General features: G+C 72.3%; 19 protein-coding genes. 9 read left to right on the top strand and 10 right to left on the bottom strand.

Annotation, left to right across the window (positions count from 1 at the left end):
- The first annotated feature begins 85 nt into the window (after positions 1 to 85).
- Complete coding sequence (locus tag EV375_RS24440) at positions 86 to 3,382, top strand: amidohydrolase family protein (protein WP_130302126.1); 3,297 nt, start codon at positions 86 to 88, stop codon at positions 3,380 to 3,382.
- A gap of 138 nt (positions 3,383 to 3,520) precedes the next feature.
- On the top strand, positions 3,521 to 3,934 hold the full coding sequence (locus tag EV375_RS24435) for an HIT family protein (RefSeq protein ID WP_486588785.1): 414 nt from the start codon (positions 3,521 to 3,523) through the stop codon (positions 3,932 to 3,934).
- Positions 3,935 to 4,002: 68 nt separating this feature from the next.
- Here the strand turns inward: EV375_RS24435 and EV375_RS24430 are convergent, their stop codons facing one another.
- Together EV375_RS24430 and EV375_RS24425 are read right to left on the bottom strand one after the other, a co-directional pair.
- The gene (locus tag EV375_RS24430) at positions 4,003 to 5,760 is read right to left on the bottom strand and encodes a bifunctional 3'-5' exonuclease/DNA polymerase (protein ID WP_130302124.1); all 1,758 of its coding nucleotides are present in this window, start codon (positions 5,758 to 5,760) and stop codon (positions 4,003 to 4,005) included.
- 98 nt (positions 5,761 to 5,858) lie between these two features.
- Positions 5,859 to 7,145, bottom strand: coding sequence for a glycoside hydrolase family 18 protein (locus EV375_RS24425; RefSeq protein ID WP_130302123.1), 1,287 nt, complete (start codon positions 7,143 to 7,145; stop codon positions 5,859 to 5,861).
- A gap of 379 nt (positions 7,146 to 7,524) precedes the next feature.
- On the opposite strand from EV375_RS24425, the gene EV375_RS24420 reads away from it, so the two are divergent.
- A complete protein-coding gene (locus EV375_RS24420; RefSeq protein ID WP_130302122.1) occupies positions 7,525 to 8,700 on the top strand; it encodes an acyl-CoA dehydrogenase family protein in 1,176 nt (391 codons plus the stop codon).
- Positions 8,701 to 8,769: 69 nt separating this feature from the next.
- Here EV375_RS24420 and EV375_RS24415 read toward each other — a convergent pair whose 3' ends face one another.
- Both EV375_RS24415 and EV375_RS24410 read right to left on the bottom strand, forming a co-directional pair.
- A complete protein-coding gene (locus EV375_RS24415) occupies positions 8,770 to 9,432 on the bottom strand; it encodes an endonuclease (protein WP_130302121.1) in 663 nt (220 codons plus the stop codon).
- Between the two features lie 127 nt (positions 9,433 to 9,559).
- On the bottom strand, positions 9,560 to 9,946 hold the full coding sequence (locus tag EV375_RS24410) for a hypothetical protein (protein ID WP_130302120.1): 387 nt from the start codon (positions 9,944 to 9,946) through the stop codon (positions 9,560 to 9,562).
- A gap of 200 nt (positions 9,947 to 10,146) precedes the next feature.
- On the opposite strand from EV375_RS24410, the gene EV375_RS24405 reads away from it, so the two are divergent.
- From EV375_RS24405 to fxsA, 5 genes are all read left to right on the top strand, one after another.
- Complete coding sequence (locus tag EV375_RS24405; protein WP_130302119.1) at positions 10,147 to 10,587, top strand: Lrp/AsnC family transcriptional regulator; 441 nt, start codon at positions 10,147 to 10,149, stop codon at positions 10,585 to 10,587.
- 43 nt (positions 10,588 to 10,630) lie between these two features.
- Positions 10,631 to 12,271 (top strand): amidohydrolase, encoded by a 1,641-nt coding sequence (locus EV375_RS24400; protein WP_130302118.1) that lies wholly within the window; start codon positions 10,631 to 10,633, stop codon positions 12,269 to 12,271.
- A 670-nt stretch (positions 12,272 to 12,941) separates the two neighbouring features.
- A complete protein-coding gene (gene lnt, locus EV375_RS24395; RefSeq protein WP_486588784.1) occupies positions 12,942 to 14,861 on the top strand; it encodes an apolipoprotein N-acyltransferase in 1,920 nt (639 codons plus the stop codon).
- Positions 14,858 to 15,628, top strand: a complete 771-nt coding sequence (locus EV375_RS24390; RefSeq protein WP_130302116.1) for a polyprenol monophosphomannose synthase — start codon at positions 14,858 to 14,860, stop codon at positions 15,626 to 15,628. Before lnt ends, EV375_RS24390 begins: the two co-directional genes overlap by 4 nt.
- A gap of 3 nt (positions 15,629 to 15,631) precedes the next feature.
- Entirely contained in the window at positions 15,632 to 16,264 is a 633-nt protein-coding gene (fxsA, locus tag EV375_RS24385) for an FxsA family membrane protein (protein WP_130302115.1), read from the top strand.
- Positions 16,265 to 16,407: 143 nt separating this feature from the next.
- Here fxsA and EV375_RS24380 read toward each other — a convergent pair whose 3' ends face one another.
- From EV375_RS24380 to yczE, 4 genes are all read right to left on the bottom strand, one after another.
- Positions 16,408 to 16,791 carry an RNA polymerase-binding protein RbpA gene (locus EV375_RS24380; protein WP_028434437.1) on the bottom strand — a complete coding sequence of 128 codons (384 nt, stop codon included), beginning with the start codon at positions 16,789 to 16,791 and terminating at the stop codon, positions 16,408 to 16,410.
- A gap of 255 nt (positions 16,792 to 17,046) precedes the next feature.
- Positions 17,047 to 18,396, bottom strand: coding sequence for an MFS transporter (locus tag EV375_RS24375; RefSeq protein WP_130302114.1), 1,350 nt, complete (start codon positions 18,394 to 18,396; stop codon positions 17,047 to 17,049).
- A 92-nt stretch (positions 18,397 to 18,488) separates the two neighbouring features.
- Entirely contained in the window at positions 18,489 to 19,334 is an 846-nt protein-coding gene (locus EV375_RS24370; protein WP_130302113.1) for a glycerophosphodiester phosphodiesterase family protein, read from the bottom strand.
- Positions 19,334 to 20,071 (bottom strand): membrane protein YczE, encoded by a 738-nt coding sequence (yczE, locus tag EV375_RS24365; RefSeq protein WP_486588866.1) that lies wholly within the window; start codon positions 20,069 to 20,071, stop codon positions 19,334 to 19,336. The genes EV375_RS24370 and yczE overlap by 1 nt, the downstream gene beginning before the upstream one ends.
- A gap of 155 nt (positions 20,072 to 20,226) precedes the next feature.
- Between yczE and yczR the strand changes: the two genes are divergently transcribed.
- On the top strand, positions 20,227 to 21,726 hold the full coding sequence (gene yczR / locus EV375_RS24360) for a MocR-like transcription factor YczR (protein WP_130302112.1): 1,500 nt from the start codon (positions 20,227 to 20,229) through the stop codon (positions 21,724 to 21,726).
- Here the strand turns inward: yczR and EV375_RS24355 are convergent.
- A complete protein-coding gene (locus EV375_RS24355; protein WP_130302111.1) occupies positions 21,714 to 23,318 on the bottom strand; it encodes a hypothetical protein in 1,605 nt (534 codons plus the stop codon). The two genes, yczR and EV375_RS24355, sit on opposite strands and share 13 nt — an antisense overlap.
- Before the next feature lie 72 nt (positions 23,319 to 23,390).
- Positions 23,391 to 23,585 (bottom strand): hypothetical protein, encoded by a 195-nt coding sequence (locus EV375_RS24350; RefSeq protein WP_028434433.1) that lies wholly within the window; start codon positions 23,583 to 23,585, stop codon positions 23,391 to 23,393.
- Positions 23,586 to 23,767 lie beyond the last annotated feature (182 nt).

The following is a 23,767-nucleotide window of genomic DNA, read 5'->3' as shown; positions in this document are numbered from 1 at the left end:
CCATCGGTGATCTGCCGCGTCCGGGAACGCACACGACCGACTCCGCCCGCGGCACCCCACGCCGGACCGGTGCCCGGGAGGGCCGATGACTTCCGCAGAACCCGCCGACCATCCCGCCGCCGAACCGGAAGGCCCCGGGCCGGCGCCGGAGCACGGACACCCGGGCAGCCCGCTCTCCCGGGCCGCGCGGCTCTCACGCCGCCGCTTCCTCACCACGGCCGCCGCGGGCGCCGCCGCCGGCACCGTCGTGGGGTCACCGGGCTCCGCCGCCGCAGCTCCGGCCGCCGCGCTCTCCGGCTCCGCCTCCCGCGTCACGCTCTCCTTCACCGCCGCCACGAACGGCGCGGCCACCCTCGCACCCGGCGGCGACCGGCTCGTCGCGGAGGTGCAGAACATCCTGTGGTCCGTGCCGCGCAAGGGCGGACGCGCCGTGCCGCTCACGGATCCCGAACTCGAACCGACCCGCCCCGAGTTCTCACCTGACGGCAGACAACTGGCCGTCTGCGCCTTCAAAGGCGGCCAGTTCCACCTGTGGACGCTGCGCCCCGACGGCTCCGGACTGCGGCAGCGCACCGACGGCCCCTGGGACGACCGCGGCCCGGCCTGGTCCCCCGACGGAACCCGCATCGCCTTCTCCTCCGAACGCGGCGGCGACACCGTCACCGGGAGCCCGTACCGCATCTGGGTCCTCGACGTCCGCAACGGCCGGCTCACCCGGCTGACGGGCCTGCCCGGCCAGGACGGGCCCCACCAGGACGGTGCATGGGAGGACTTCGACCCCGCGTGGTCGCCGGACGGCGAGCGCGTGCTGTTCGTGCGCGGCACGCCCACCCAGGGGGAGAACGGGCCGGTGCTGCGCAGCCGCACCGTCGCGTCCGTGCTGGCCGACGGCGGGGGAGCGGTGCGCACGGAGTACACCGAGAGCACCGACGCAGACGTGATGACCCCCGCCGTCTCACCCGCCGGCAGGCTCGCGGTGGTGCGCACCACGCCCGCGCCCGCCGCCACCTGCACGCTGCTCATCGACGGCGAAGTCCTCGACGTGGAAGGTGAGTTGCTGCCCGTTCCGCCCCGGTGGGTCTCCGCCGGGGAACTGCTGCTCACCGTCGACGGCCGCTTCAGCGTCGTACGGACCGCCGCCCCGGAGGACGCCGAACACATCCCCCTCGCCGCCTCGTTGCCCGTCGAACGCCCCCGATACCGGGTCAAGGACTACGGTTTCGACAACGGCGGCGGACCCGTGCGCGCCCTGCACCTTCCCGCGCTCTCGCCCGACGGCCGTCGCGTCGCCTTCGCCGCCCTCAACTCGCTCTGGATCGCACCTGTTCCGGGCGGCGGACGAGCCCGCGAGGTCGTCAAGGGCAGCCGCACCCGCTACCCCCTCGCCCCCACCTGGACGCCCGACGGGCACGGCCTCGTCTACTCCGACGACCGCGACGGGCTCCTCGCCGTGCGCCGGCACGACCTGCGCAGCGGCAAGGAGTCGGTGCTCGCGGACGGCGGCCGCGTATTCCCGGTGCTCTCTCCCGACGCCTCCCGTCTCGCCTGCCTGGACATGACGGGCAACCTCCTCGTGCGGGACCTGGACGGCGGGAGCGAACGCGTACTCGCGGAACCCCTCGGCGCCGCCGGTCTGCCCGGCAGGCCCAGCTGGTCACCCGACGGCCGGTACCTCGCCCTGTGCGACCGCAACCGCCTCAACCAGCGCTTCCGCGAGGGGTACAACGTCATACGCGTCGTCGACGCGGACAGCGGGGAGGACCGGCTGTACGCCCTCGCCCCGCACACCTCGCTGTCCGACCGCTACGACAGCGGTCCCGTCTGGTCACCGGACGGCGCTCACCTCGCCGTCATCAGCGAATCGGCGCTGTGGCTGCTGCCCGTACGCGCCGACGGCACCCCACGGGGCGAGCCGCGCCGCCTCACCGACGAGAGCGCCGACCACCCCTCCTGGTCGGCCGATTCGCGCACGCTGCTGTACCTGTCGGCGGGCAGGCTGCGCCGGCTCGACCTGCGCAGCGGCGACGCGCGCACCGTGTCCGTCCGGCTGCACCACCGCCCGCCGCGGGCCCGGGACACCGTCGTACGGGCCGGCCGGCTCTGGGACGGCACCGGGGAAGGCGTCCGCGAGGACGTCGACATCGTGGTGCGCGACGGCCGCATCCGTGCGGTGCACCCGCACCGCGGCAGAAGGGCGGCAGCCCGCCACGTCGATGCGGAACGCATGACCGTGGTGCCGGGCCTGTGGGACTCCCACACGCACCCCTGGCAGAGCACGTACGGCGCGCGGCAGACCGCAGCACAGCTCGCGTACGGCATCACCACCGCCGTCTCCCTCGGCGGCTTCGCCTACGAACAGGCCCGCATCCGCGAGGCCGTCGCCGCCGGCGCGCTCGCCGGACCGCGGCTGCTTGCCACCGGCGAACTCCTCGACGGTGCGCGCGTCGCCTACAGCATGGGCCGGGCACACCGCACCCGGGATGGGCTGCGCCGTTCACTGGAGCGTGCCGAAGGCCTCGACTGGGACTTCGTCAAGACGTACGTGCGGGCGCCCGGCTGGATCATGGCCGAGGCGGCGCGGTTCGCGCACGAGCGGCTGGGCGTGCGCTGCGGCAGCCATCTGTGCACTCCCGGCGTACAGCTCGGCGGTGACCTGACCACCCATCTGCAGGCCACACAGCGCCTGGAGTTCGGACACGCGACCACCGCCACAGGCCGCGCGTACCAAGATGTCGAGGAGATCTACACCGCGCGCGGCGCCCGCTTCCACCTCGTCGCGACCCCGTTCACGGCCGTGCCGCTGCTGGGCGCCGATCCGTCCCTCGCGGACGACCCGAGGGTGACGCGGCTGATGCCGCCGTGGGACACCCAAGCCGTCGAGGAGCTCGCCGGTACACCGCCCACAGGTGCCCAACTGGCAACACTGGCACGGGAGACGGCGGTCTACCGCCGCGTGCTCGAGGGCGGCGGGTACATCGCGCTGGGTACCGACCAGCCGCTCGTCCCGGTCGGCCTCCACCTGCATCTCGCGCTGCGGGCGCTGCACCGGGGCGGCCTGTCGCCGGCGGCGGCACTGCGCACCGCGACAGTGATGCCGGCGCGGGTTTTCGGCGCCGAAGACGACCTCGGCACGGTCGAGGAGGGCAAGCTCGCCGACCTCACCCTCGTCGACGGTGACCCTTTCACGGACTTCGACGACCTCGTACGCACGGTCTCGGTGCTGCGCGGCGGTGAACTCTTCGAGGCGTCCGAACTGACCGACGCCTTCCCCGAGCGCGACGCCCTCACCACGAGCGGACCCGATTCGGCGGACCCGGTCGCAGGCTGGCGCCTCGTGAGCCGACAACTGCGCCGGGAGGGCTGCTGCGACGCGGGCGTGTGAACGCGGGTCCCGCCCCGGCCCGACCGTTCGGGCCGGGTCGGCGGTCCGCAGGCGTCCCGATCCATGCGCCACTGCCGCCGCCGGCGGCGGCCGGCGGTCCGTTCCCCGCGGGCCGACGGGAGGCTGTTGACTGGAGGCGTGGACTGCATCTTCTGTGACATCGTCGCCCGCCGTCGCGAGAGCCACCGCGTCCTCGAGGACGAGTTCGTGGTGGCCTTTCTCGACGTGCGGCCGCTCTTCCCCGGCCACACCCTCGTCGTACCGCGTGAGCACCACGAGACGCTGACCGACCTGCCCGCCGGCGGCGTGGGCCCGTTCTTCGAGCGGGTGCAGCGCATCACCGCCGCCGTGGAGGCCGGCATGGAAGCGGCCGGTTCGTTCGTCGCGGCGAACAACCGGATCAGCCAGTCCGTGCCCCACTTCCACACGCACGTCGTCCCCCGCAATCGCAAGGACGGTCTGCGCGGCTTCTTCTGGCCCCGCACCCGCTACGGCAGCGAGGCCGAGGCAGCGGCAGTCGCGGCCCGGCTGCGCTCCGCGCTGGAGGAGTGAGCCGGAAGGGCCCGCCCGTTCGGCGGCGCAGCCGGTCGTCTCGCCTGTCATCAAGGGTTGTGCCGGGCCTACTTGGCGTCCGCGTAACACTCCACGACGTCAGTGCTGAAGGCGAACCGCACGGGGGTGTCGCCGAAGGCCGCCCGTCCCGCCCGCTCTCCCGCCTCGGTGACCGCCTCGGCGACCTGCTCCGCCTGTTCCGCGGGACAGTGCACGATCACCTCGTCGTGCTGGAAGAAGACCAGCTCGGCCGGTGAACCTGCCAGGTTCTGGCGCAGCGCCGCCAGCATCAGCACCGCCCAGTCGGCCGCACTTCCCTGCACCACGAAGTTCCTCGTGAAGCGCCCCCGCGCGCGTGCCGCGCCCGAAACCGCACCGGACCCTGCAGGGGGCGGGGGCGCTGTCTCGCCGCCGCCCTCCCAGATGCTCTCCGACTCCGGTCCGGTGCGCTCCCCCTCCCCGTCACCGTCCCCGTCCGCGGCCGCGGACCCGGCGGGCGGGCAGGTGCGCCCCAGATGCGTACGCACCAGCCTGCCCTCCTCACCGGCCCTCGCCGCCTCGTCCACGTAGGCGACCGCGAGGGGGAAGCGCCGACGCAGCGCCGCCATGTTGCGCAACCCGTCGCCGCTCGTCTGTCCGTACACCGCGCCGAGCAGGGCGAGTTTGGCCTGCGAGCGGTCCCCGCCGAACGCCCGCTGCGACAGCGCCGTGTACAGGTCCTCGTCGCTGCCGGCGACCGCCATCAGCCCGGGATCACGCGAGACCGCCGCGAGCACCCGCGGCTCCATCTGCCCGGCGTCGGCGACGACCAGCCGCCATCCCGGGTCGGCGACGACAGCGCGCCGAACCACTTTCGGGATCTGCAGCGCTCCGCCGCCGTTCGTCGTCCAGCGGCCCGACGCCGCACCGCCCGGCACGTACTCGGCGCGGAAGCGGCCCTCCCGCACCCACGAGCGCAGCCAGGACCAGCCGTGTGCGGTCCACAGCCGGTAGAGCTTCTTGTACGCCAGCAGCGGCTCGACCGCCGGATGATCGACACTGCGCAGTTCCCACGCCCTCGTCGAGGAGAGTTTCACGCCCGCCTGCGCGAACGCCCGCAGCACGTCCGCCGGCAGATCGGGACGCACCCGCATCCCCGGGCCGAACGCCGCGGACACCTCCTCCTCCAGCTCGGCCAGCCGCCGCGGAAGGCCGCCGCCGCCGTACCGCTCGCCGAGCAGCTCCTCCAGCAGCTCGCGGTGGACGTCCGCCCGCCACGGCACCCCCGCCCGCCCCATCTCCACCGCGACGAGCGTCCCCGCCGACTCACCCGCCAGCAACAGCCGCATCCGCTCAGGATGTTCTGCGGCTCTGGTGCGCTCCAGCTGCGCCGCGTACACCTCCAGGAGCGCCGTCATCGGTTCGACGCCCTCCGGCAGTGGCGCGGGGCCCGCGTCGAACAGCGACGGCGCCGCCTCCGCGCCCCGTGAGGCTGCCGGAGGGTCAGGCGGTACGGGCAGCCCGTGCAGACGGGCCCACGCCGCGGCAAGCGAGCGGGGCGCACCGTGCCGCCCCTCGTGCGCGAGCAGCAGCGCCTCCGCCGTCTCCACGTCGTAGCACCGCTCCACGTGGACGTCCGCGTCGGCCAGCCGCGGATGCACCGCTGCACTCGACCGCCACACCCACCGCGCGACGCCGGGACGGGAACGCACTGCCGAGACGCAGGACTTCTCGGTGCGGACGGGCCCCGCCGGCTTCCCGTCACCGCCCAGCGGGCAGACCTGTGCCCGTCCGTCCTCACTCTCGACCAGCGCCCACCGCACCGCCGTGCCCAGGTCACCGGTCATGCGGGGAGTCTTCCACCGGGCACTGACAACGCCTCGCGCCCCGTGACGTTCACGGGGCGCGAGACGGGTGACGGCCGACGGCCTGAGAGCGGGCCCGCCTACCGGATGGCCTTGATCAGCTCACCGCCCGGCGTGTCACCGCTGAGCTCCCACACGAAGGAACCGCCGAGCCCCTGCTGAGCGGCCCAGTCGCTCTTGCTTCCGATGGTCGCCGGGGTGTCGTAGCTCCACCACTGGCTGCCGCAGTGTGCGTATGCGGTGCCCGCGACCGTGCCGGTGGAGGGGCAGCGGCTCTTGAGCACCTCGTAGTCCTCGATGCCCTGTTCGTAAGTCCCGGGTGCGGGTCCTGTCGCGGTGCCGCCCGGCTGCGACTGGCTCACACCGTCCCAGCCGCGCCCGTAGAAGCCGAGGCCCAGCAGGAGCTTCTCCGCGGGCACGCCCATTCCGGTCAGCTTCGAGACGGTGGCTGCGGCGTTGAAGCCGTCCTTGGGGATGCCGTCGTAACCCGTGAGCGGGGAGTGCGGCGCGGTGGGCCCTTGAGCGTCCCAGGCGCCGAAGTAGTCGTAGGTCATGGGCAGATACCAGTCGACGTACTGTGCGGCTCCCGCGTAGTCGGCCGCCTCCAGCTTGCCCCCGGCCGACGCGTCGGCGGTGATCGCGGCCGTCAACAGCTTCTCCCCGCCGAACTTCGCGCGCAGCGCCTTCATCAGCTCCGTGAAGGCGCCCGGGCCGCTCTCGTCGCAGGACAGTCCGCACGCGTTGGGGTACTCCCAGTCGATGTCGATACCGTCGAACAGCCCTGCCCAGCGCTCGTCGTTGAGCAGCTTGTGGCACGAGTCCGCGAAGGCTGCGGGGTTCTTCGCGGCCTCGCCGAAGCCACCGGACCAGGTCCAGCCGCCGAAGGACCACAGCACCTTCAACCCCGGGTGTTTCTCCTTGAGTTTGAGGAGCTGGTTGAAGTTGCCGCGCAGCGGCTGGTCCCAGCTGTCGGCCTTCCCGTCGACGCTCTGTTCGGCGGTGTATGCCTTCTCGTAGTCGGCGAATCCGTCGCCGACGGTGCACTGTCCGCCCTGCACGTTGCCGAACGCATAGTTGATGTGCGTGAGTTCGGCGGCAGCCCCGGAGGTCTCGATGTCCTTGACGTGGTAATTGCGCTGATAGACGTCCCAGTTGGCGAAGTAGCCCACCAGCTTTCCGCCGGCCTGCTGCTGGCCCTTCGCGGGCTGTGCGGCCGCGTGCGAGCCTGCCGCGGGGGCCGCCGCCGCGCCGGTGCCCGGGAGCGTGAGCGCGAGGACGGCCGCGAATCCGGCGGCGGCGAGGACGAGGGGGCGGCGCCGGGGAGCGGGAGGAGCGGGTCTGCGTCGTCGTACGAACAGTCCGGTCATGGCTCTCCTCAAGGGAGTTGGGGGAGACGCTGCTGAAGGCCCCTCGGTTGGGGGCGGGGTGACCGACCGCCACGAGTGCGATGGCAAGTTACCGCCGAAATCTAGAAGGACTAGACCAGTGTGTCAATGGTTTGTACCAATTCCCGGCGGGGTTCCCCTCCCGCAGCGCGCTCCAGTTCCTGCCGCCGGTGACGGGATGCCGCCCATCGGGCATAATTTTTTCGCCGCAACCCCTGGTCAGCCCCGTCGCAACCCGGCACGGCGTCACAGGCGAAGCGGTCCCGCGCAGGGTCCGGCCCCCGGCCGTGGTCCTGTTACGGCGGCGCCATCCACACCCCGGACCGCCGCCGCAGCCCCCGAACAGGAGGAGAGCGTCGTGATGCCTCAACACGGACCCCAGCCGGTCCAGCGTCAAGTGCCCACGCAGGAGGCCCGTGACCTGCTGGCCCTCGTGCGCGAGCTCGTACAGCGGGAGATCCGCCCCGACGCGGGCGAAGAAGAGGCCGCGGGCCGATTCCCGCGCGAGATCTTCACGCTGCTGTCCGAAGCGGGGCTGCTGGGACTCCCGTACTCGGAGGAGTTCGGCGGTGGCGGCCAGCCGTACGAGGTCTATCTGCAAGCGCTCGAGGAGCTGGCCGCGGCGCGGCTGACCGTCGGGCTCGGCACCAGCGTCCACACCCTCTCCTGCCACGCGCTCGCCGTCTTCGGGACAAAGCAGCAGCGCGCGGATCACCTTCCGGCCATGCTCGGCGGCGGCACCCTGGGCGCGTACTGCCTGTCCGAACCCTCCTCCGGATCCGACGCAGCCTCCCTGCGCACCCGCGCCACGAGGGACGGCGACGGGTGGGTCCTGGAGGGCACCAAGGCGTGGATCACCCACGGGGGGGTCGCCGACTTCTACACCGTTCTTGCTCGCACGGGCGGCGAAGGCCCACGCGGCATCACGGCGTTCCTCGTGCCCGGCGACGCCGACGGCCTGAGCGCGGCGGCGCCCGAGCGCAAGATGGGAATGAACGGATCACCCACCGCACAGGTCCACTTCGACGGCGTACGCGTAGCCGACGCACGCCGAATCGGCGAGGAGGGCCAGGGCCTGACCGTGGCGCTCTCCGCCCTGGAGTCCGGACGGCTGGGCATCGCCGCATGCGCTGTCGGGGTCGCACAGGCCGCCATGGACGAGGCGCTCGCATACATGCTCGGACGTGAACAGTTCGGCCGCCCCATCGCCGACTTCCAAGGCCTGCGCTTCATGATCGCGGACATGGCGACGCAGATCGAGGCCGGCCGTGCCCTGTACCTGAGCGCCGCGCGCCTGCGGGATGCGGGAGTCCCCTTCGGGCGGCAGGCCGCCATGGCGAAGCTGTTCTGCACCGACGTCGCGATGCGGGTGACCACCGACGCCGTGCAGCTCCTCGGCGGATACGGCTACACCGCCGACTTCCCCGTCGAGCGCTACATGAGAGAGGCCAAGGTCCTGCAGATCGTCGAGGGCACCAACCAGATCCAGCGCATGGTGATCGCCCGTCAGCTCGCGGGCCCCGAGAGCCGCCGCTGACGCAGGGCGGCATCGTGCCGCCCTGCCGCAGGAGCACGGCGCCCCCGCGTCCGCGCGGGGGCGATACCGCTAAACTGCCGCCTCCACGTCCTCGACCACCTTCTTGTCGAGTGCCGCACGCACCAACGCCGCCGCGAACCGCGCCCGGTCACGCTCGGCGACAAGACCGGCCAGCTTCGAGGGCGAGGTGGGCAGACTCAGCCGCTGCGCGCCCTGCTGTGCCTTCCGGTCGATGTATGGGCCGAACTCCGGCCACACCTCCTGCGCCTCACGCAGGAAGATGTCGACGCCTGTGGGCCCGATCCCCGGCACCTCGCGCAGCAGCTCCGCGGCCTGTCCTTCTTCGCGCATGCGCCGCATATCGCCCTTGTACTTGCGCAGCAGCAGCTCAGCGCCGTCACCGAGCTGGGTGGAGGTGCGCTCGTCGTAGCGGCGGTAGCCGCCCACGCCGAGGGCGTCCACCCGCTGCTGCCACGTCGCTTCCGCCATCCGCCGGGCATCCGTCATGCCGGCGTCCGACAGTGCCCGCGCCGCGGCGACGGCGACGTCCGCGCGGATACGGGCGGAGAGCAGCAACGAGAGCACCAGCAGCCGGTACAGCGGCGACGGGGTGTCCCGCAGCTTGATGCCCGCCTGCTCGGCGTACGTACGGCCGTGCGTCTCCAGCAGCGCCCGGACCGTCGCCCGGTCCGAGGACCGCTTCGTCCCGGGCCTGCTCTGCGTCTGTGTCATGGGGGCCTCGCTCGTGTCGATGCGGTGCCTTCGGAGACAACACGAGTGCCCAGGGACGGCGCCGTATCCACCTGCCGGGCGGCGAAGATGCGACCCGCGGGAGACCGGCCGCTCTGCCCCTTGCCGGCTACGCGTCCCCCAGCACCGACAGCGTGCGCCGGCCGCCCACGTGCGAGAACGGCTGCCTCCGCCAGTCCAGCCCTTCCGGGAGCGTCAGCAGCGCCGTCAGCCCGTGTTCCTGGACCGCTTCACCGTCACGCATCGCCGCCTCGCCCGCGGCACGGCCGGAGCCCTGGCAGACCGTCAGCCCGAACGGATTCCACGGCGAGGCGCACAGCGCGTGCTCGGGGAGCCTTTCCTCCTGCGCGAGAAGCGCGATCGGCCGGCCGCAGTCCGGGCAGGTGACCCGGACGATGTCGAAGGTTTCCTCCTCGTACGCCCCCTCGGCGGCCGTCTCCTCCCGTACCGCCACGGCGGCATCCTCGGAAGTACGGACCCGCTTCTCAGTACGCATGCAAATCCCCCTCTGGTGGACCTGCCGGGCATCGTGCCCCGGCCTCAGCAAGCACTTCCCGTGGCGTCATTCGCATAATCGCCGCACGCCCGGGGACACGGGAGCATGGGTGTGGCCTTCGTCACACGTCGGGCTCCGACGTGCGCTCCTCCCTGCGCCCGCTGTGCCGGAGTGCGCCCGGCACAGTAGGTTGACCTGCTGTGGAGGAAGTGGATCGCCGAATCGTGGAGCTGCTCGTCAAGGACGGGCGGATGAGCTACACCGACCTGGGCAAGGCGACGGGCCTGTCGACCTCGGCCGTGCACCAGCGGGTGCGGCGGCTCGAACAGCGCGGTGTCATCCGCGGATACGCGGCTCTCGTGGACCCCGAGGCCGTCGGCCTGCCGCTCACGGCCTTCATCTCGGTCAAGCCCTTCGATCCGAGCGCGCCCGACGACATCTCCGAACGCCTCGCGGAGGTACCGGAGATCGAGGCGTGCCACAGCGTCGCCGGAGACGAGAACTACATCCTGAAGGTCCGCGTCGGCACGCCCATCGCGCTCGAACACCTCCTCGCCCGCATCCGCACCCTCTCCGGCGTCTCCACTCGTACGACGGTCGTCCTCTCCACCCCGTACGAGGCGCGCCCCCCGTCACTCTGACCCGCCCGGTGCCCGGCGGCTGCGGAGCGGGAGACTTGTCGCCATGAGCGAGCGCACCGCCCCCGGGCACGAGAACCGCACCGTCCTGCTCCGCGGCGGGGAGGTGCACAGCCCCGCGGATCCCTTCGCCACGGCGATGGTCACGCAGGGCGGCAGCATCGCCTGGATCGGCTCCGAGGGGGCGGCCGACTCCTTCGTCGACGGAGTCGACGAAGTCGTCCATCTCGAGGGCGCGCTCGTCACCCCCGCCTTCACAGACGCACATGTGCACACCACTGCCACGGGGCTGGCCCTGACGGGCCTCGACCTGACCGGCGTGGCCACACTCCGCGACGCTCTGGCCCGCATCCGCGGCTACGCCGCCTCGCGGCCCGGCGACCGGGTGCTCCTCGGTCACGGCTGGGACGCCACGCACTGGCCCGAGGGACGTCATCCCAGCCGCGCGGAGCTGGACGAGGCCACGGGCGGGCGGCCCCTGTATCTCTCCCGCACGGACGTGCACTCGGCGCTCGTCTCGACACCGGCCCTCGAACTCGTCCCAGGCATCGCCGAGTTGACCGGGTTCGCCGACGACCAGCCCCTCACGAGCGACGCCCACCACGCCGTACGCGAACAGGCCCACTCCACCCTCACACCGGCCCGCCGCGCCGAGGCCCAGGGGGCGGCGCTCGCCCACGCCGCCTCCCTGGGCATCAGCGACGTCCACGAGTGCGCCGGCCCGGGCATCTCCAGCGAGGACGATTTCACCGCGCTGCTCTCCCTCGCCGCGCAGAGCGACGGGCCCCGCGTGCACGGTTACTGGGCACAACCCGTCACCTCCGAGGCCGACGCCGCCCGTATCCGTGCCCTCGGCGCCGTCGGCGCCGCCGGTGACCTCTTCGTGGACGGCTCCCTCGGCTCCCGTACCGCGCACCTGTGCACGCCCTACGCCGACGCCGACCACACCGGCAACGCCTATCTCGACTCCGCAGGCATCGCCGCCCACGTCGCCGCGTGCACCGAGACCGGTCTCCAGGCCGGCTTCCACGCCATCGGAGACGCGGCGCTGGCGGCCGTGACCGACGGCGTGCGGGCCGCCGCGGAACGCGTGGGCACGGACCGGGTGCGCGCGGCCCGCCACCGCGTGGAGCACGCCGAGATGCTGAACGAGGAAACCATCGCCGCGTTCGCCGAGTTCGCCCTCACCGCCTCCGTACAGCCCGCCTTCGATGCGGCCTGGGGCGGCCCCGGCGGCATGTACGCGGTGCGGCTCGGGCAGGAGCGCGCCGCCGGCCTCAACCCGTACGCGGCACTGCAGCGCGCCGGGGTGCCCCTTGCCTTCGGTTCCGACAGCCCCGTGACGCCATTGGGCCCCTGGGCAGCCATCCGGGCTGCCGCCTTCCACCGCACGCCCGGGCACCGCATCTCCGTGCGGGGCGGGTTCACCGCGCACACCCGCGGCGGGCGGCGCGCGGTCGGCTCCGACGAGGCGGGGGTGCTCGTCCCCGGCGCACCCGCCGATTACGCGCTCTGGCGTACCGGTGAACTGGTCGTGCAGACGCCCGATTCGCGCGTCGCCAACTGGTCGACCGACCCCCGCTCCGGGACCCCCGGCCTGCCCGATCTCACGCCAGGCGGCCAACTGCCCGTCTGCCTGCGGACGGTGGTGGGAGGAGTGATCGTCCACGAGCGGCCGAACGAGTGATGTATGGGTGTCCGTTACGCGCCGCCGACGGGCCCTCAGGCTGTGACCGCCGCGCTCCTTGCGCCTTACTGACCTGCTGATTCGGCGAAACGCCGCAGGTAGCGTCGCTGTTGACAGGCGATGCCCGGCGACGGGTAGGTTCGGCCAGGTCCACCACAGGACGTCCGGCCAGCCGTTCCCCGCGCAGTCGTCGAACGCCGCTGGGCCAGGGGGTGGTGTACCGCACCGGGACATCACCACTGGGAGCCAGGTCCAGCGCCAGCGGCACGGGGGTTGAAGGTCGAGGCTGGCCGGCGGGTGTGACCCGGGTGGGGCCCGGATGCTCAGTAGACAACGGCTCTCGGTCGACTCGCAGCCAGCGGGTCCCAGGTCGGCCCGAAGGGCACCGGGCCCCGACCCGCAGATGTCCCCGCACCTCGCTCCCCGCGATCACCGGGCGGGCCGCCGCCTTCCGGTTCCGCTCCTGCCCTGCCGCTCTGCCCAATCCGCTCCCGGCTCCTCGCCGCTGCCTGCCGTGACGCCTTCTGCACGGCGGCGCGGACGCCTCGGGGCGTTGCGGCCGCCGCACCCCGCCTGGTCCGCTGTGGCATTCCCTGCCCCGCCCCCGCGGAGGCGCACCGCCGTTATACGGTCGCTTCACCACCGCACGACCTGCAGGAAGGGCGCGACCTTGCCACCGGGTTCCGACACCACCGCCGAATCCGCCGCCGGCGGCCAGTCCGCCGACCGGCCGAACGGTCCGGAGGAGTCGCCGCGCACCAAAGGCCCGCAGAGCGGAAGCGGAGCCGCGGACCGGGACGGGGCCACCGCCACGGCGGCGCAGCAACCACCCGTCACCGCGGACGCCCCTCCCGGCAGCGGCGACGCCCGGGCCGTGGCAGCGCTACGGGGCGGCAGGCTGCGACGGTTCGGCACCCTCGTCAGGCGCCAAGCGGCCCGCACGGCGGCCGCCGCCCTCGCCGGTGTCGCTCTCGCCCTCGCGTTCCCGCCCTACGGTCTGTGGCCGCTGTCGCTGCTGACGGTCGCCGCGCTCAGCCTGCTCACCCGCGGCCGGACCGTCCGCCAGGGCGCCTGGACGGGCTTCGCCTTCGGGTGGCCCTTCTTCGTCATGCTGCTCAAGTGGCTTCACGTGGTCGGGTGGGACGCGGTCCTGGGGCTCGCCTTCATCGAGTCGCTGTTCGTCGCCGCCCTCGGTGCCGCACTCGCCGCCACCTCCCGCCTGCCGCTGTGGCCGCTGTGGGGCGGCTGTCTGTGGGTCGCCGAGGAATGGGCCCGTGACCGCGTGCCTTTCGGAGGCTTCCCGTGGGGGCGGCTCGCCTTCGCCAATACCGGATCGCCCTACACACCGCTCGCCGCGCTGGGCGGGGCGCCGCTGGTCACCTTCGCCGCGGCACTGACGGGCACCGCGCTCGCCGCCGCGGCGCTCGCGCTCTGGCGCCTCCGCGGCGTGCGGGCGGAAGACCGGGCTGAGCAGCAAGAGCACGCGACGCGGGAGCACGGAGCTGCGGCCGCCCGTGCCCGCACAGGATCCCGCCGTCCGCTGATGCCGCTGCTCTCCTCACTGGCCCTGGCGACGCTCGTGACCGCCGCCGGGTACGCCGTGCCCGTGCCCACCGCTGCGGACGACACGGCGGACATCGCCGTGGTGCAGGGCAATGTTGAGCAGCCGGGGATGAACTTCCTCGGCCGCCCCATGAAGATCCTCAACAATCATGTCGACACCACCCTCGACCTCGCACGCCGGATCAAGGCGGGGAAGGCCGAGCAGCCCGACCTGGTCATCTGGCCCGAGAACTCCTCCGACCTCGACCCGTACCGGTGGCCCGAGGCCCGCGAGCGCATCGACCAGGCCGCGAAGGCAGTGGGCGTCCCCATTCTGGTGGGGGCCCTCGTCGACCATCCCGGCACCAGGGGGTACGTCGAGAACCAGGGCATCGTGTGGGACCCGGAGAAGGGGCCCGGCGCTTCGTACACCAAGCAGCACCCCGTGCCCTTCGGCGAGTACGTGCCCTTCCGCGACGAGCTCAGCAAGGTCATCACCCGCCTCCAGCAGATTCCCCGTGACTTCTGGCCCGGTGACCGCACTGGCGTCCTGCAGACCGGGCCCGCCCGCCTCGGCGACGTGATCTGCTTCGAGGTCGCCTACGACGAGATCCCCCGGGCCACCGTCAAGGACGGAGCCCGCGCCCTGGTCGTCCAGACCAACAACGCCACTTACGGCAGGACGGGCCAGCCCGAACAGCAGCTGGTGATGTCCAAGCTGCGGGCGGTCGAGCACGGCCGCGCCGTTGTCACGGCGGCCACCAGCGGCATCAGCTCCGTCGTCGGCCCCGACGGCACGATCAAGCAGCGCACGCAGGAATTCGAGCGCGACGTGCTCAGCGCCAGGCTTCCGCTTCGCGACGAGATCACGTTGGCCGACCGCGTCGGCGCCGTACCGGAGTGGGTGATCGCTATGGTGGGCGTTCTCGCCTGTGCCGCGGCCTGGTACACGGGGCGGCGCAGCCGGACCGGCCACCGGCGGACACAGCGGACGGGGCAGGTGCAGCAGACCGATGCACAGCGGAAGCAAGAGGGGCAGCAGCGGTGACGGACGGCGGACAGGCGCGGCAGTACGGCCCGCTCGGCACGGTTCTGGTGATCATCCCGACCTACAACGAGGCCGGCAACATCGAATCCGTCACCGCCCGCGTGCGTGAGGCTGTGCCCGACGCGCACATCCTGGTCGCCGACGACAACAGTCCGGACGGAACCGGCGAGATCGCGGATCGGCTCGCCAAGGAGGACGAGCACATCCGCGTCCTGCACCGGCCCGGCAAGCAGGGCCTCGGCGCCGCCTACCTCGCAGGCTTCCGCTGGGGCATCGACCACGGCTACGGCGTACTGGTGGAGATGGACGCCGACGGGTCCCACCAGCCCGAGGAGCTGCCGCGCCTGCTGACGGCACTCAAGGGCGCCGATCTGGTGCTCGGTTCGCGGTGGGTCCCGGGCGGACGGGTCGTCAACTGGCCACGCTCGCGCCGTCTTCTCTCCCGTGGCGGCAGCGTCTACTCGCGTGTGATGCTCGGCCTGCCGCTGCGTGACATCACCGGCGGATTCCGTGCCTTCCGCAGCGAGACCCTCAAGGGTCTGGGTATGGACGATGTGGCCTCGCAGGGCTACTGCTTCCAGGTCGACCTCGCGAACCGGGCGGTGAGCGCCGGCTATCACGTCGTCGAAGTGCCGATCACGTTCGTCGAGCGGGTGCGGGGGAATTCGAAGATGAGCCGCGACATCATGGTCGAGGCCCTGTGGCGGGTGACCGCCTGGGGCGTCGAGGGCCGCGTGAAGCGGGCCCTCGACCGCAGGCACACTTGAGGCATGACGAGTCGCGCACCGTACCCGTTCGAGCCGCCTCACGACGAGCAGGGCTCCGGCCGCTCCACGAGCGGGCGGCAGGGCCCGGGTGGCCCCCGTCCGTCACGTACCCGCAGGTTCCTGCCTCTGGCGGTGGCGGCGTGGGCGCTCCTGGAGATCTGGCTGCTGATCCTCATCGGCGAGGCCGTGGGCGGCCTCGCGGTTCTCGGACTTCTGGCCGCCGGTTTCGTGCTCGGTGTCTTCGTCATCAAGCGTGCCGGGCGCCGCGCGTGGCAGCGGCTCACGGAGAGCATTCAGCAGGCCCAGCAGGCCGCCCAGAAGGGGGAGGCCCCGCCGGAGGGGTCTGAGAGCTCACGCGGCGGCAACGCGCTGACGATGCTCGGCGGACTGCTGATCATGGTGCCGGGCGTCATCTCGGACGCGCTGGGCCTCATGTGCATCTTTCCCCCCACGGCAGCCCTGATGAGGCGCACCGCCCAGCGTCATCTGGAGCGGCGTTCCGGGTTCACGCCGGGCACCTTCGGCGACGCCTACCAGCAGGCCCGCAGGGCGGAGAACCAGATGCGCATGCACAGGCCGGACGGCAAGGTCGTCGAGGGCGAGGTCGTCCGGGACGACGAGCCGCCCTCCCGCTGAGGCCCGCGAAGCGGTGCGGGTCCGCCCCCGCGCCGCTTCGAACTTTCTGTACGCATCGGAGCGCGGGCCGTGACCAGTAGCAGGTCACGGCCCGCGCTCCGCTGTGTGGATCCGCTGGGTCCGAGGGCGCGTACCCCGCGCGCTTACGCGGACTTGCGCTTGTTGTTGCCGTCGCGCGGGTGTACCGCGAGGTTCATCGTGCCGGACCTGAGCACGGCCAGCCGCTCCGCGAGGACCTCCTCCAGCTCCTCACGGGTGCGCCGCTCCATGAGCATGTCCCAGTGTGTACGCGCGGGCTTGCCCTTCTTCTCCTCCGGCCCCTCGCCGTCCACAAGGAGTGCCTGTGCCCCGCACACCTTGCACTCCCACTCCGGCGGGATCTCGGCCTCGACAGAGAACGGCATCTCGAAACGATGTCCGCTCTCACATGCGTACTCCACGGCCTGGCGCGGTGCCAGGTCGATACCGCGGTCGGTCTCGTAGCTGGTCACCACGAGTCGCGTGCCGCGAAGAGCTCGCTCACTCATGAATTCGTGCCTCCCGGGCTTCTCGCCCACAGGACAGGTGTCGCTGTCGTCGTCATCTGCTCAACGTCCGGTCGGCGGTGAAGATTCCCGAATAGGGAGATGCGTCGCCCGTCGTGCCGCCCTTCGTGTACCCACCAATGACCGGTTTGTCACAACTGACAGGAGATGTAACCCAGCGTTCCCATCTCTTTGGCATGCAGTAACGGTCCATCCGGCGAGCCGAGGGCGTACACTACCGCGCCGCCGCCCCAAGTTCTAAATCCGGTCGGGCCGTGGGTTTCCTGCCGCAGCGGCCGCCCGTTCCACCGGTACCCTCAGCAGCAGGACGAAACCCAGCACGAAGAAGACCACCAGCGAGATGATTGCAGCCCGGTAGCTCTCCGTCAGCTGATAGGCGAGGCCGAAGACGAGCGGGCCGAGCCAGCTGGTTCCGCGATCGCTCACCTCGTACAGCGAGAAGAACTCGGCCTCCTTGCCCGCCGGCACCAACTGCGAGTACAGCGACCGGGAGAGAGCCTGACTTCCCCCCATGACCAGGCCGATCCCGGCCGCGAGGGCGAAGAAGAAGACCGGCGCCCCGGCGGGCAGGAAGTATCCCGCGCCGACGATCACCGTCCACGCCACGAGAGAGCCGAGCACCGTGCGCTTGGCGCCGTGGCGGACCGCCAGCCGGCCCATCAGCAGCGCGCCCGCCACGGCGAGGACCTGGACGAGCAGCACCGCACCGATGAGCGTCGTCTGGTCCACGCCCAGTTCCTCTGAGCCGAAGACCGACGCCTGCGTGATCACCGTCTGCACCCCGTCGTTGTAGACGAGGTAGGCAAGCAGGAAGAGCATCGTCAGCCGGTAGCGGCGCAGTTCACGGAAGGTATGGGCGAGCTGCCTCCATCCGCTGAGCAGCGAGACGCGCGAACCCGCCACCGCCCCCGGCCTCTCCCGCAGCCGCAGCAGCGGCACCACCGTGAATACCGCCCACCACACGCCGGCGGAGGCGAGGCAGATCCGCACCGCGGAACCCTCGGAGACCCCCAGTGCCTCGTGCTGGAGGAACAGTGCCAGGTTGCCCACGAGCACCACCGAGCCGGCCGCGTAGCCGAAGGCCCAGCCGCGGGATGAGACCGCGTCCCGCTCCTCGGGCGTGGCGATCTGCGGGAGGAAGGCGTTGTAGATGACGGCGGAGGCCGCGAACGAGACGTTTGCCACGACCAGCAGTACGCCCCCCAGCACGTAACGGTCGCCCTCGAGGAAGAACATTGCGGCCGTGGCGCCCGCGCCCAGGTACGCGAAGACCCCCAGCATCGGTTTCTTGCGGCCCGTCCGGTCGGCGACCGCCCCCGCTATCGGCAGCACCAGCACCGACAGCAGAACCGAAAGCGAGACGGTGTAGGCGAAGTAGGAGCCCGCGCGCACCGGGAGGCCCAGCGGATGCACGTAACCGTCCCCGTCCGCCGCCGACTTGGCGACCTCCGTCAGGTACGGGCCGAGGAAGACGGTCAGGACGCTGGTGGAGAAGACCGAGTTCGCCCAGTCGTAGAAGTACCAGCCGCGCTGTTCACGACGGCGGTCGGCCGTGCCGTCCCCGGTACCGGTCACCACAGCAGTCACTGCCCTGCCCCCTCGTCTCCGGCGGCGTGCCCGGCCCCGGTGCGCGGCCGCCCGGCGTGTGCGCGAAGCGGCGCGAGTGCCGCGGAGCCGCTCTACCGCGGGCCCGGCCCCGGCATCCACGCGCCCCGCTCGGTGAGGACGTCGCGCAGTGTTTCGATGTGATCGGTCACAATGCCGTCAACTCCCAGGTCGAGCAACTCCCGCATCCGGTTTCGCTCGTTGACGGTCCATACGTGCACTTGCATCCACCGGGCATGTGCCGCCCGTACGAACGCAGCGTCCACCACCCGGATCCCCGAGCGGTGTTCGGGAACCTGGACGCACACGGCGCTCTCCCGCACCGCCCTCGCCGGCACCAGGCCGTACGAACGCAGCCGCAGCCTCACCACGCCGCGCGTGCCGAGCGAGGTGGCCAGCCGGGGCCCGGCCATGGCCTGCGCCCGCGCCACGCGGTCCTCCTCGAAGGAGCCGACGCACACACGGGCCCACGCGTCCTGCTCCGAGAGCAGCTCCAGCAGCGGTACGAGAGCGGACTCGGCCTTGACGTCGATGTTCCACCGCGCTTCCGGGAAGGCCCGCAGCAGATCCCGCATCAGGGGGAGGGGTTCGCTGCCGCCGACACGGGCACGGCTCACCTGCGACCAGGTCAGTTCACTGATCGGGCCGCTCGCGTCGGTCATGCGGTCCAGCGTCTCGTCGTGGAAGGCGACGAGGCGGCCGTCGGCCGTGGCGTGCACGTCCGTTTCGAGATAGCGGTAGCCGAGGGAGACCGCGCGGGCGAAGGCGCTGTGCGTGTTCTCCAGCCCGTCCGCGGCGCCGCCACGGTGGGCGAGGGCCAGCGGGCCGGGATGGCCGAGGAACGGATGGCGCGGCTTGCGGCGCAGCGATGCCGGATGCGAGGGGACGGAGACCGGGGGGTTCCGTGGATCGGTGCTCATCACCGCCGCAGTATCGCGCCCCCGCGCCACCATGCGCGCCTGCGTCCCCCGGCCTCGTCCTCGTTGCGCCGGCCAGCGCAGCGTGCCACCACGTGCGAGCCGCCGGGGGAGGTGCGCGGTGCACCGTCGGACGGTCCCGCCGGTGCTGCCGGCACAGCGAAGACCCGCAGGAAGAGCTGCGAGAGCGGGCCGATGCCGAGCGCGTACACGACGGTGCCGACGCCGGCGGTGCCGCCCAGCAGCAGTCCGGACACCAGCACCGTCGCTTCGATCCCCGTGCGTACGAGGCGGACCGAGCGGCCCGTGACCCGGTGCAGGCCGGTCATCAGGCCGTCCCGCGGGCCCGGGCCGAAACGTGCGGAGATGTACAGGCCGGTGGCCACACCGTTGAGTACCACCCCGGCGGCCACCGCCGGAATCCGCAGCGCGAGCGCGTCGAGTGCGGGAGTGAGCAGGATCGTGGCGTCCATAGCCACGCCGACCAGGACGACGTTGGAGACGGTGCCGAGGCCCGGCCGCTGCCGCATCGGCACCCACAGCAGCAGCACCACGGCTCCCGCGACGACGGAGACGGTGCCGATCGAGAGGGTGGTCTGCCGGGCAAGTCCCTGATGCAGCACGTCCCACGGTGGAAGGCCGAGACCGGACTCCACCATCAGTCCGATGCTTCCCCCGAAGAGGAGGAGCCCCGCGTACAGCTGCACCAGGCGCCTGCCGGTGTGCCGGCCCGGCCGCATCGGACCGGACAGGCGTGACGGACGTGACAAGGGACGCTCCTTCCCCTCCGGTGCTGTGCCGGTGCTCTGCTGGCTCCGGTGTGCGGTTGCGTGGCAGTCTGGTGCCAGTAATCAGGCCACATCCATGGCCAATCAGGGAGAGGTGGACCGCAATCATGGTGCAGTGGACCTCGGCGGTGGGTGCTCCTCAGCTGGCCCGGCTGCTGGCGTCGCAGCGCGCGGCCACCGCGGCCGACGCCGGGCATCGAGTACCGGCCTACCGTTCGCTCGCGGACGGTGTGCGCCTCCTCGTGCTCGAAGGCCGCATTCCGGTCGCCGCCCGCCTGCCCGCCGAGCGGGAGCTGGCCGCGGCACTGCGCGTCAGCCGTACGACCGTCGCCGCCGCCTTCGAGGCACTGCGCAACGAGGGTTTCCTCGCCTCGCGGCGCGGCTCGGGCAGCTGGACGGCAGTGCCGGCGGGCAAGCCGCTGCCGACACGCGGACTGGAGCCGCTGCCGCCCGAGTCCGCCGGGTCGGTGATCGATCTGGCCTGTGCGACCTTCCTGGCGCCCGAACCGCACCTCACCGAGGCCTTCCAGGGCGCGGTCTCGGACCTGGCGCCCTACACGGACACCCACGGGAACTACCCGGGAGGGCTGCCCGCCCTGCGGGAGGCACTGGCGGCGCGCTACACCGCCCGCGGCGTCCCGACGATGCCCGAGCAGATCATGGTCACCACCGGCGCGATGGGCGCCGTCGCCGCGCTCGCACGGCAGCTCGTCCCCCGCAGCGAGCGTGTCGCCGTCGAACACCCCTCGTACGCCAACGTCCTGCACCTGCTGCGTGATGCGGGCGCCCGCCTCGTGCCCGTGCCCATGGCCGACGGCCTGGCCGGCTGGGACCTGCCCGCGTGGCGGCAGGCGTTCCGCGAGAGCGCCCCGCGCATGGCGTACGTCATCGCCGACTACCACAACCCCACGGGCGCGCTCGCCCCGGACGACCAGCGGCGGGAGATGGTGGCGGCGGCACGCGCCGCCGGCACGGTCCTCGTCGCCGACGAGTCCATGACCGACCTGACGCTCGACGACAACGTCGAACTGCCGCGCCCGATGGCCGCGTTCGACCCCGGCGGCTCCGCCGTGATCACCGTCGGCTCGGTCAGCAAGGCCGTCTGGGCGGGGCTGCGCATCGGCTGGGTCAGGGCGGCACCCGAGGTGATCCGCAGTCTCGTGGCGGCCCGTGTCTACGCCGACTTGGGTAGCCCCGTGCTCGAACAGCTTGCCGTGGCACGGCTGATGACGGGCGACGGCTGGGAGGCGGCGGTCGCGGCACGCCGGGCGGGAGCCCGCGCCAACCGCGACGCGCTCGTCGCTGCTCTCCATGACAGGCTGCCCGACTGGGAGTTCACCGTTCCCAGCGGCGGACTGACCCTCTGGACACGCACCGGCGGCCTGTCCGGCTCGCGCATCGCCGAAGCGGGGGAGCGGATCGGAGTGCGGGTTCCGGCCGGGACCCGCTTCGGCGTGGACGGGGCCTTCGAAGGCTATGTGCGGCTGCTGTTCACCGTCGCCGGCCCGGTCGTCGACGAGGCCGTGACCAGGCTTGCCAAGGCGGCCGATCTCGTGCGCACAGGAGCGGTCGCCGACGGCGACGTGCCCCGCACCTACGTGGCCTGAGCCTTCGCCTCCGGCTTCGTCCGCGACGCACCGGACGGCTGCCCGGCCTGCGCCCCCAGCGCCTTGGCCTGTGCCGTGGTCAGCGGAGGCAGCAGCCCCAGTACGGCCTGGCGGTCGGCTTCACCAGCCGCGTCGTCCAAGGGGTCGGGCGCCGCGGGCACTTGGAGACGGAGCACGGGGCCGGCGCCGAGCCGTGCGAAGCCACGTCCGGGCGCCGTATGCGCTCCGGGCGGCGGGGCGGTGACCTCGCCGAGCACCGCCCACGTATCCTCCGGCGACGCCTTGCCGAGCAGCACCCGGGCCCTGGTGCACGAGTGCAGCGCCCGGCCCAACTCGGGTGCGCACTCGAAGTGTTCCGCCACCGCGACCGTCACCTGCGCCGCCCGCCCGTGCCGCAGCGGCACTTGAAGCAGCTCCCGGGGGTCGCGTCGCCCCTCCGTACGTGCGAGATGGCAGACAGCCGCGGGTCTGTCGACGACCACCCACAGCGGCCGCCGCACGTCCTCCGGAACGGGACGGCCGGCCTGGCGGGCGCGGCTCGCCGTCGTCAGCCGCCGTTCCGTCTCGTGCACCACCCACTCCAGCGACGCGACGGCCCCGCCGGCCGAGGTCTCCACGGCCAGTACGCCCTCACGCCCCGTCAGGCATGCGAATCCCCCGGAGCCACTGCCGTCCACGACGACCACGTCTCCGTGTTGGAGTGCCTGGAGCACCACCGACCGCAGCAGTGTGCTCGACCCGGCGCCGGGCGCCCCGACGACGAGCAGATGCGGCTCTCCCGAGCGCGCCCCCGTGCGCCATACCACCGGCGGGACGTCGCGTGCCTGCCCGTCGTCGTTCACCGGGATACGGCGGGGCACCGCCTCGGCGTCCGTGAACCCGAGCACGATCTCGCCGGGGCCCGTCACGAAGCGCTGAGCCCGGACACCCTGCGGCAGAGGCGGGGGGACCGTCATCTCCAGCTGGTTGCGCTCCTCGTCCCATACGAAGCGGTACTCGCGGTCGCGTCCGGACTTGGCGCCGACGCGCTGCTCCACGGCAAGCCGGTGCGCGGGATCGCCGTCGGGGAAGTGGGGCGGATACCGCAGCAGAAGACGTCCGATGCGGCCGTCATCGGTGAACTCGGCCTCCTCGAAGGCCCGTTCCCATGCGCCGTCGTGCGCGTAGAGAGGGTCCGGGTCGGGATCGTCCCGCAGCGTGAAGACGGGCACCAGCGCGTCGTAGACAGCCTGGAGGCGTGCGTTCTCCTCCTCTTCGCGGGCCGCTCCGCCTGCCGTCCGCGCACCGTCGCGTCCCTGCCAGGCGGCTGTGCCCACGACGACCGCGACGGCGAGGGCCGGCCCCCACGGCATCAGGGCCACCACCATCACGGCCACCGCTGCCAGGAAGAACACGGGGCCGCGTCGCTCCTTGGGGGCACGGGCCCACCAGCGCAGCACCAGCATCGTCAGCCGTGCCAGACCGCGTGCGAGCACGACCAGCGGATGCAGCACGTCCAGCGCCCCGGCCGTGCCGGCCCGCAGAGCACGGCGGGCCGGACGTACGGCAGCACCCGCGCCCGCCGGCTGCCGGGAGAACGGCCAACGCACCACGGAACCTCCTGTGACGAAGCGGCGCACAGCACGCCGGGCGGGGCGGCCCCCGCACGCGACGTGTGCGCCGCGCTAGAACTTCAGCCCGCTGAGCAGCCCTGCGAGGCTGGCACCGCCCGCCTTGATGCTGGGGGCGAGGGCGGTGCCGGCCAGGTAGAAGCCGAAGAGGGCGCACACCAGCGCATGCGAGATCTTGAGCCCGTCCTTGCGGGTGAAGAGGAAGATGATGAAGCCGAGCAGGAGGACGCCGGAGATGCTGAGGATCATGGGGGACTCCTGATGTCGGGGGTGGTCACCCTGAGTCCTCCAAGAGTCACAGAAAGTGCGAGAGCGGGGAAACTGGCACACGGGTGATTTGCCGGACCTTGCCTTGGGCGGCGCAGGTACTACGGCCGGAACTCCTGCCGCAGCGACGGGTGTTGACGGTCCGGCTGTCGGAGGGTGCCCCG

The sequence above is a fragment of the Streptomyces sp. CNZ301 genome, from assembly GCF_004217425.1.
Note: the sequence above shows the minus strand (reverse complement) of the source record. Positions and strands in the feature narration are given on the sequence as shown.

Bases quoted from the DNA above. Each gene is read 5' to 3' on its own strand.
- EV375_RS24415 (WP_130302121.1), bottom strand. From the start codon at position 9,432: ATGACACAGACGCAGAGCAGGCCCGGGACGAAGCGGTCCTCGGACCGG.
- EV375_RS24440 (WP_130302126.1), top strand. From the start codon at position 86: ATGACTTCCGCAGAACCCGCCGACCATCCCGCCGCCGAACCGGAAGGC.
- EV375_RS24410 (WP_130302120.1), bottom strand. From the start codon at position 9,946: ATGCGTACTGAGAAGCGGGTCCGTACTTCCGAGGATGCCGCCGTGGCG.
- EV375_RS24400 (WP_130302118.1), top strand. From the start codon at position 10,631: ATGAGCGAGCGCACCGCCCCCGGGCACGAGAACCGCACCGTCCTGCTC.
- EV375_RS24350 (WP_028434433.1), bottom strand. From the start codon at position 23,585: ATGATCCTCAGCATCTCCGGCGTCCTCCTGCTCGGCTTCATCATCTTC.
- yczE (WP_486588866.1), bottom strand. From the start codon at position 20,071: ATGCGGCCGGGCCGGCACACCGGCAGGCGCCTGGTGCAGCTGTACGCG.
- EV375_RS24370 (WP_130302113.1), bottom strand. From the start codon at position 19,334: ATGAGCACCGATCCACGGAACCCCCCGGTCTCCGTCCCCTCGCATCCG.
- fxsA (WP_130302115.1), top strand. From the start codon at position 15,632: ATGACGAGTCGCGCACCGTACCCGTTCGAGCCGCCTCACGACGAGCAG.
- EV375_RS24380 (WP_028434437.1), bottom strand. From the start codon at position 16,791: ATGAGTGAGCGAGCTCTTCGCGGCACGCGACTCGTGGTGACCAGCTAC.
- EV375_RS24420 (WP_130302122.1), top strand. From the start codon at position 7,525: ATGCCTCAACACGGACCCCAGCCGGTCCAGCGTCAAGTGCCCACGCAG.
- EV375_RS24425 (WP_130302123.1), bottom strand. From the start codon at position 7,145: ATGACCGGACTGTTCGTACGACGACGCAGACCCGCTCCTCCCGCTCCC.
- yczR (WP_130302112.1), top strand. From the start codon at position 20,227: ATGGTGCAGTGGACCTCGGCGGTGGGTGCTCCTCAGCTGGCCCGGCTG.
- EV375_RS24430 (WP_130302124.1), bottom strand. From the start codon at position 5,760: ATGACCGGTGACCTGGGCACGGCGGTGCGGTGGGCGCTGGTCGAGAGT.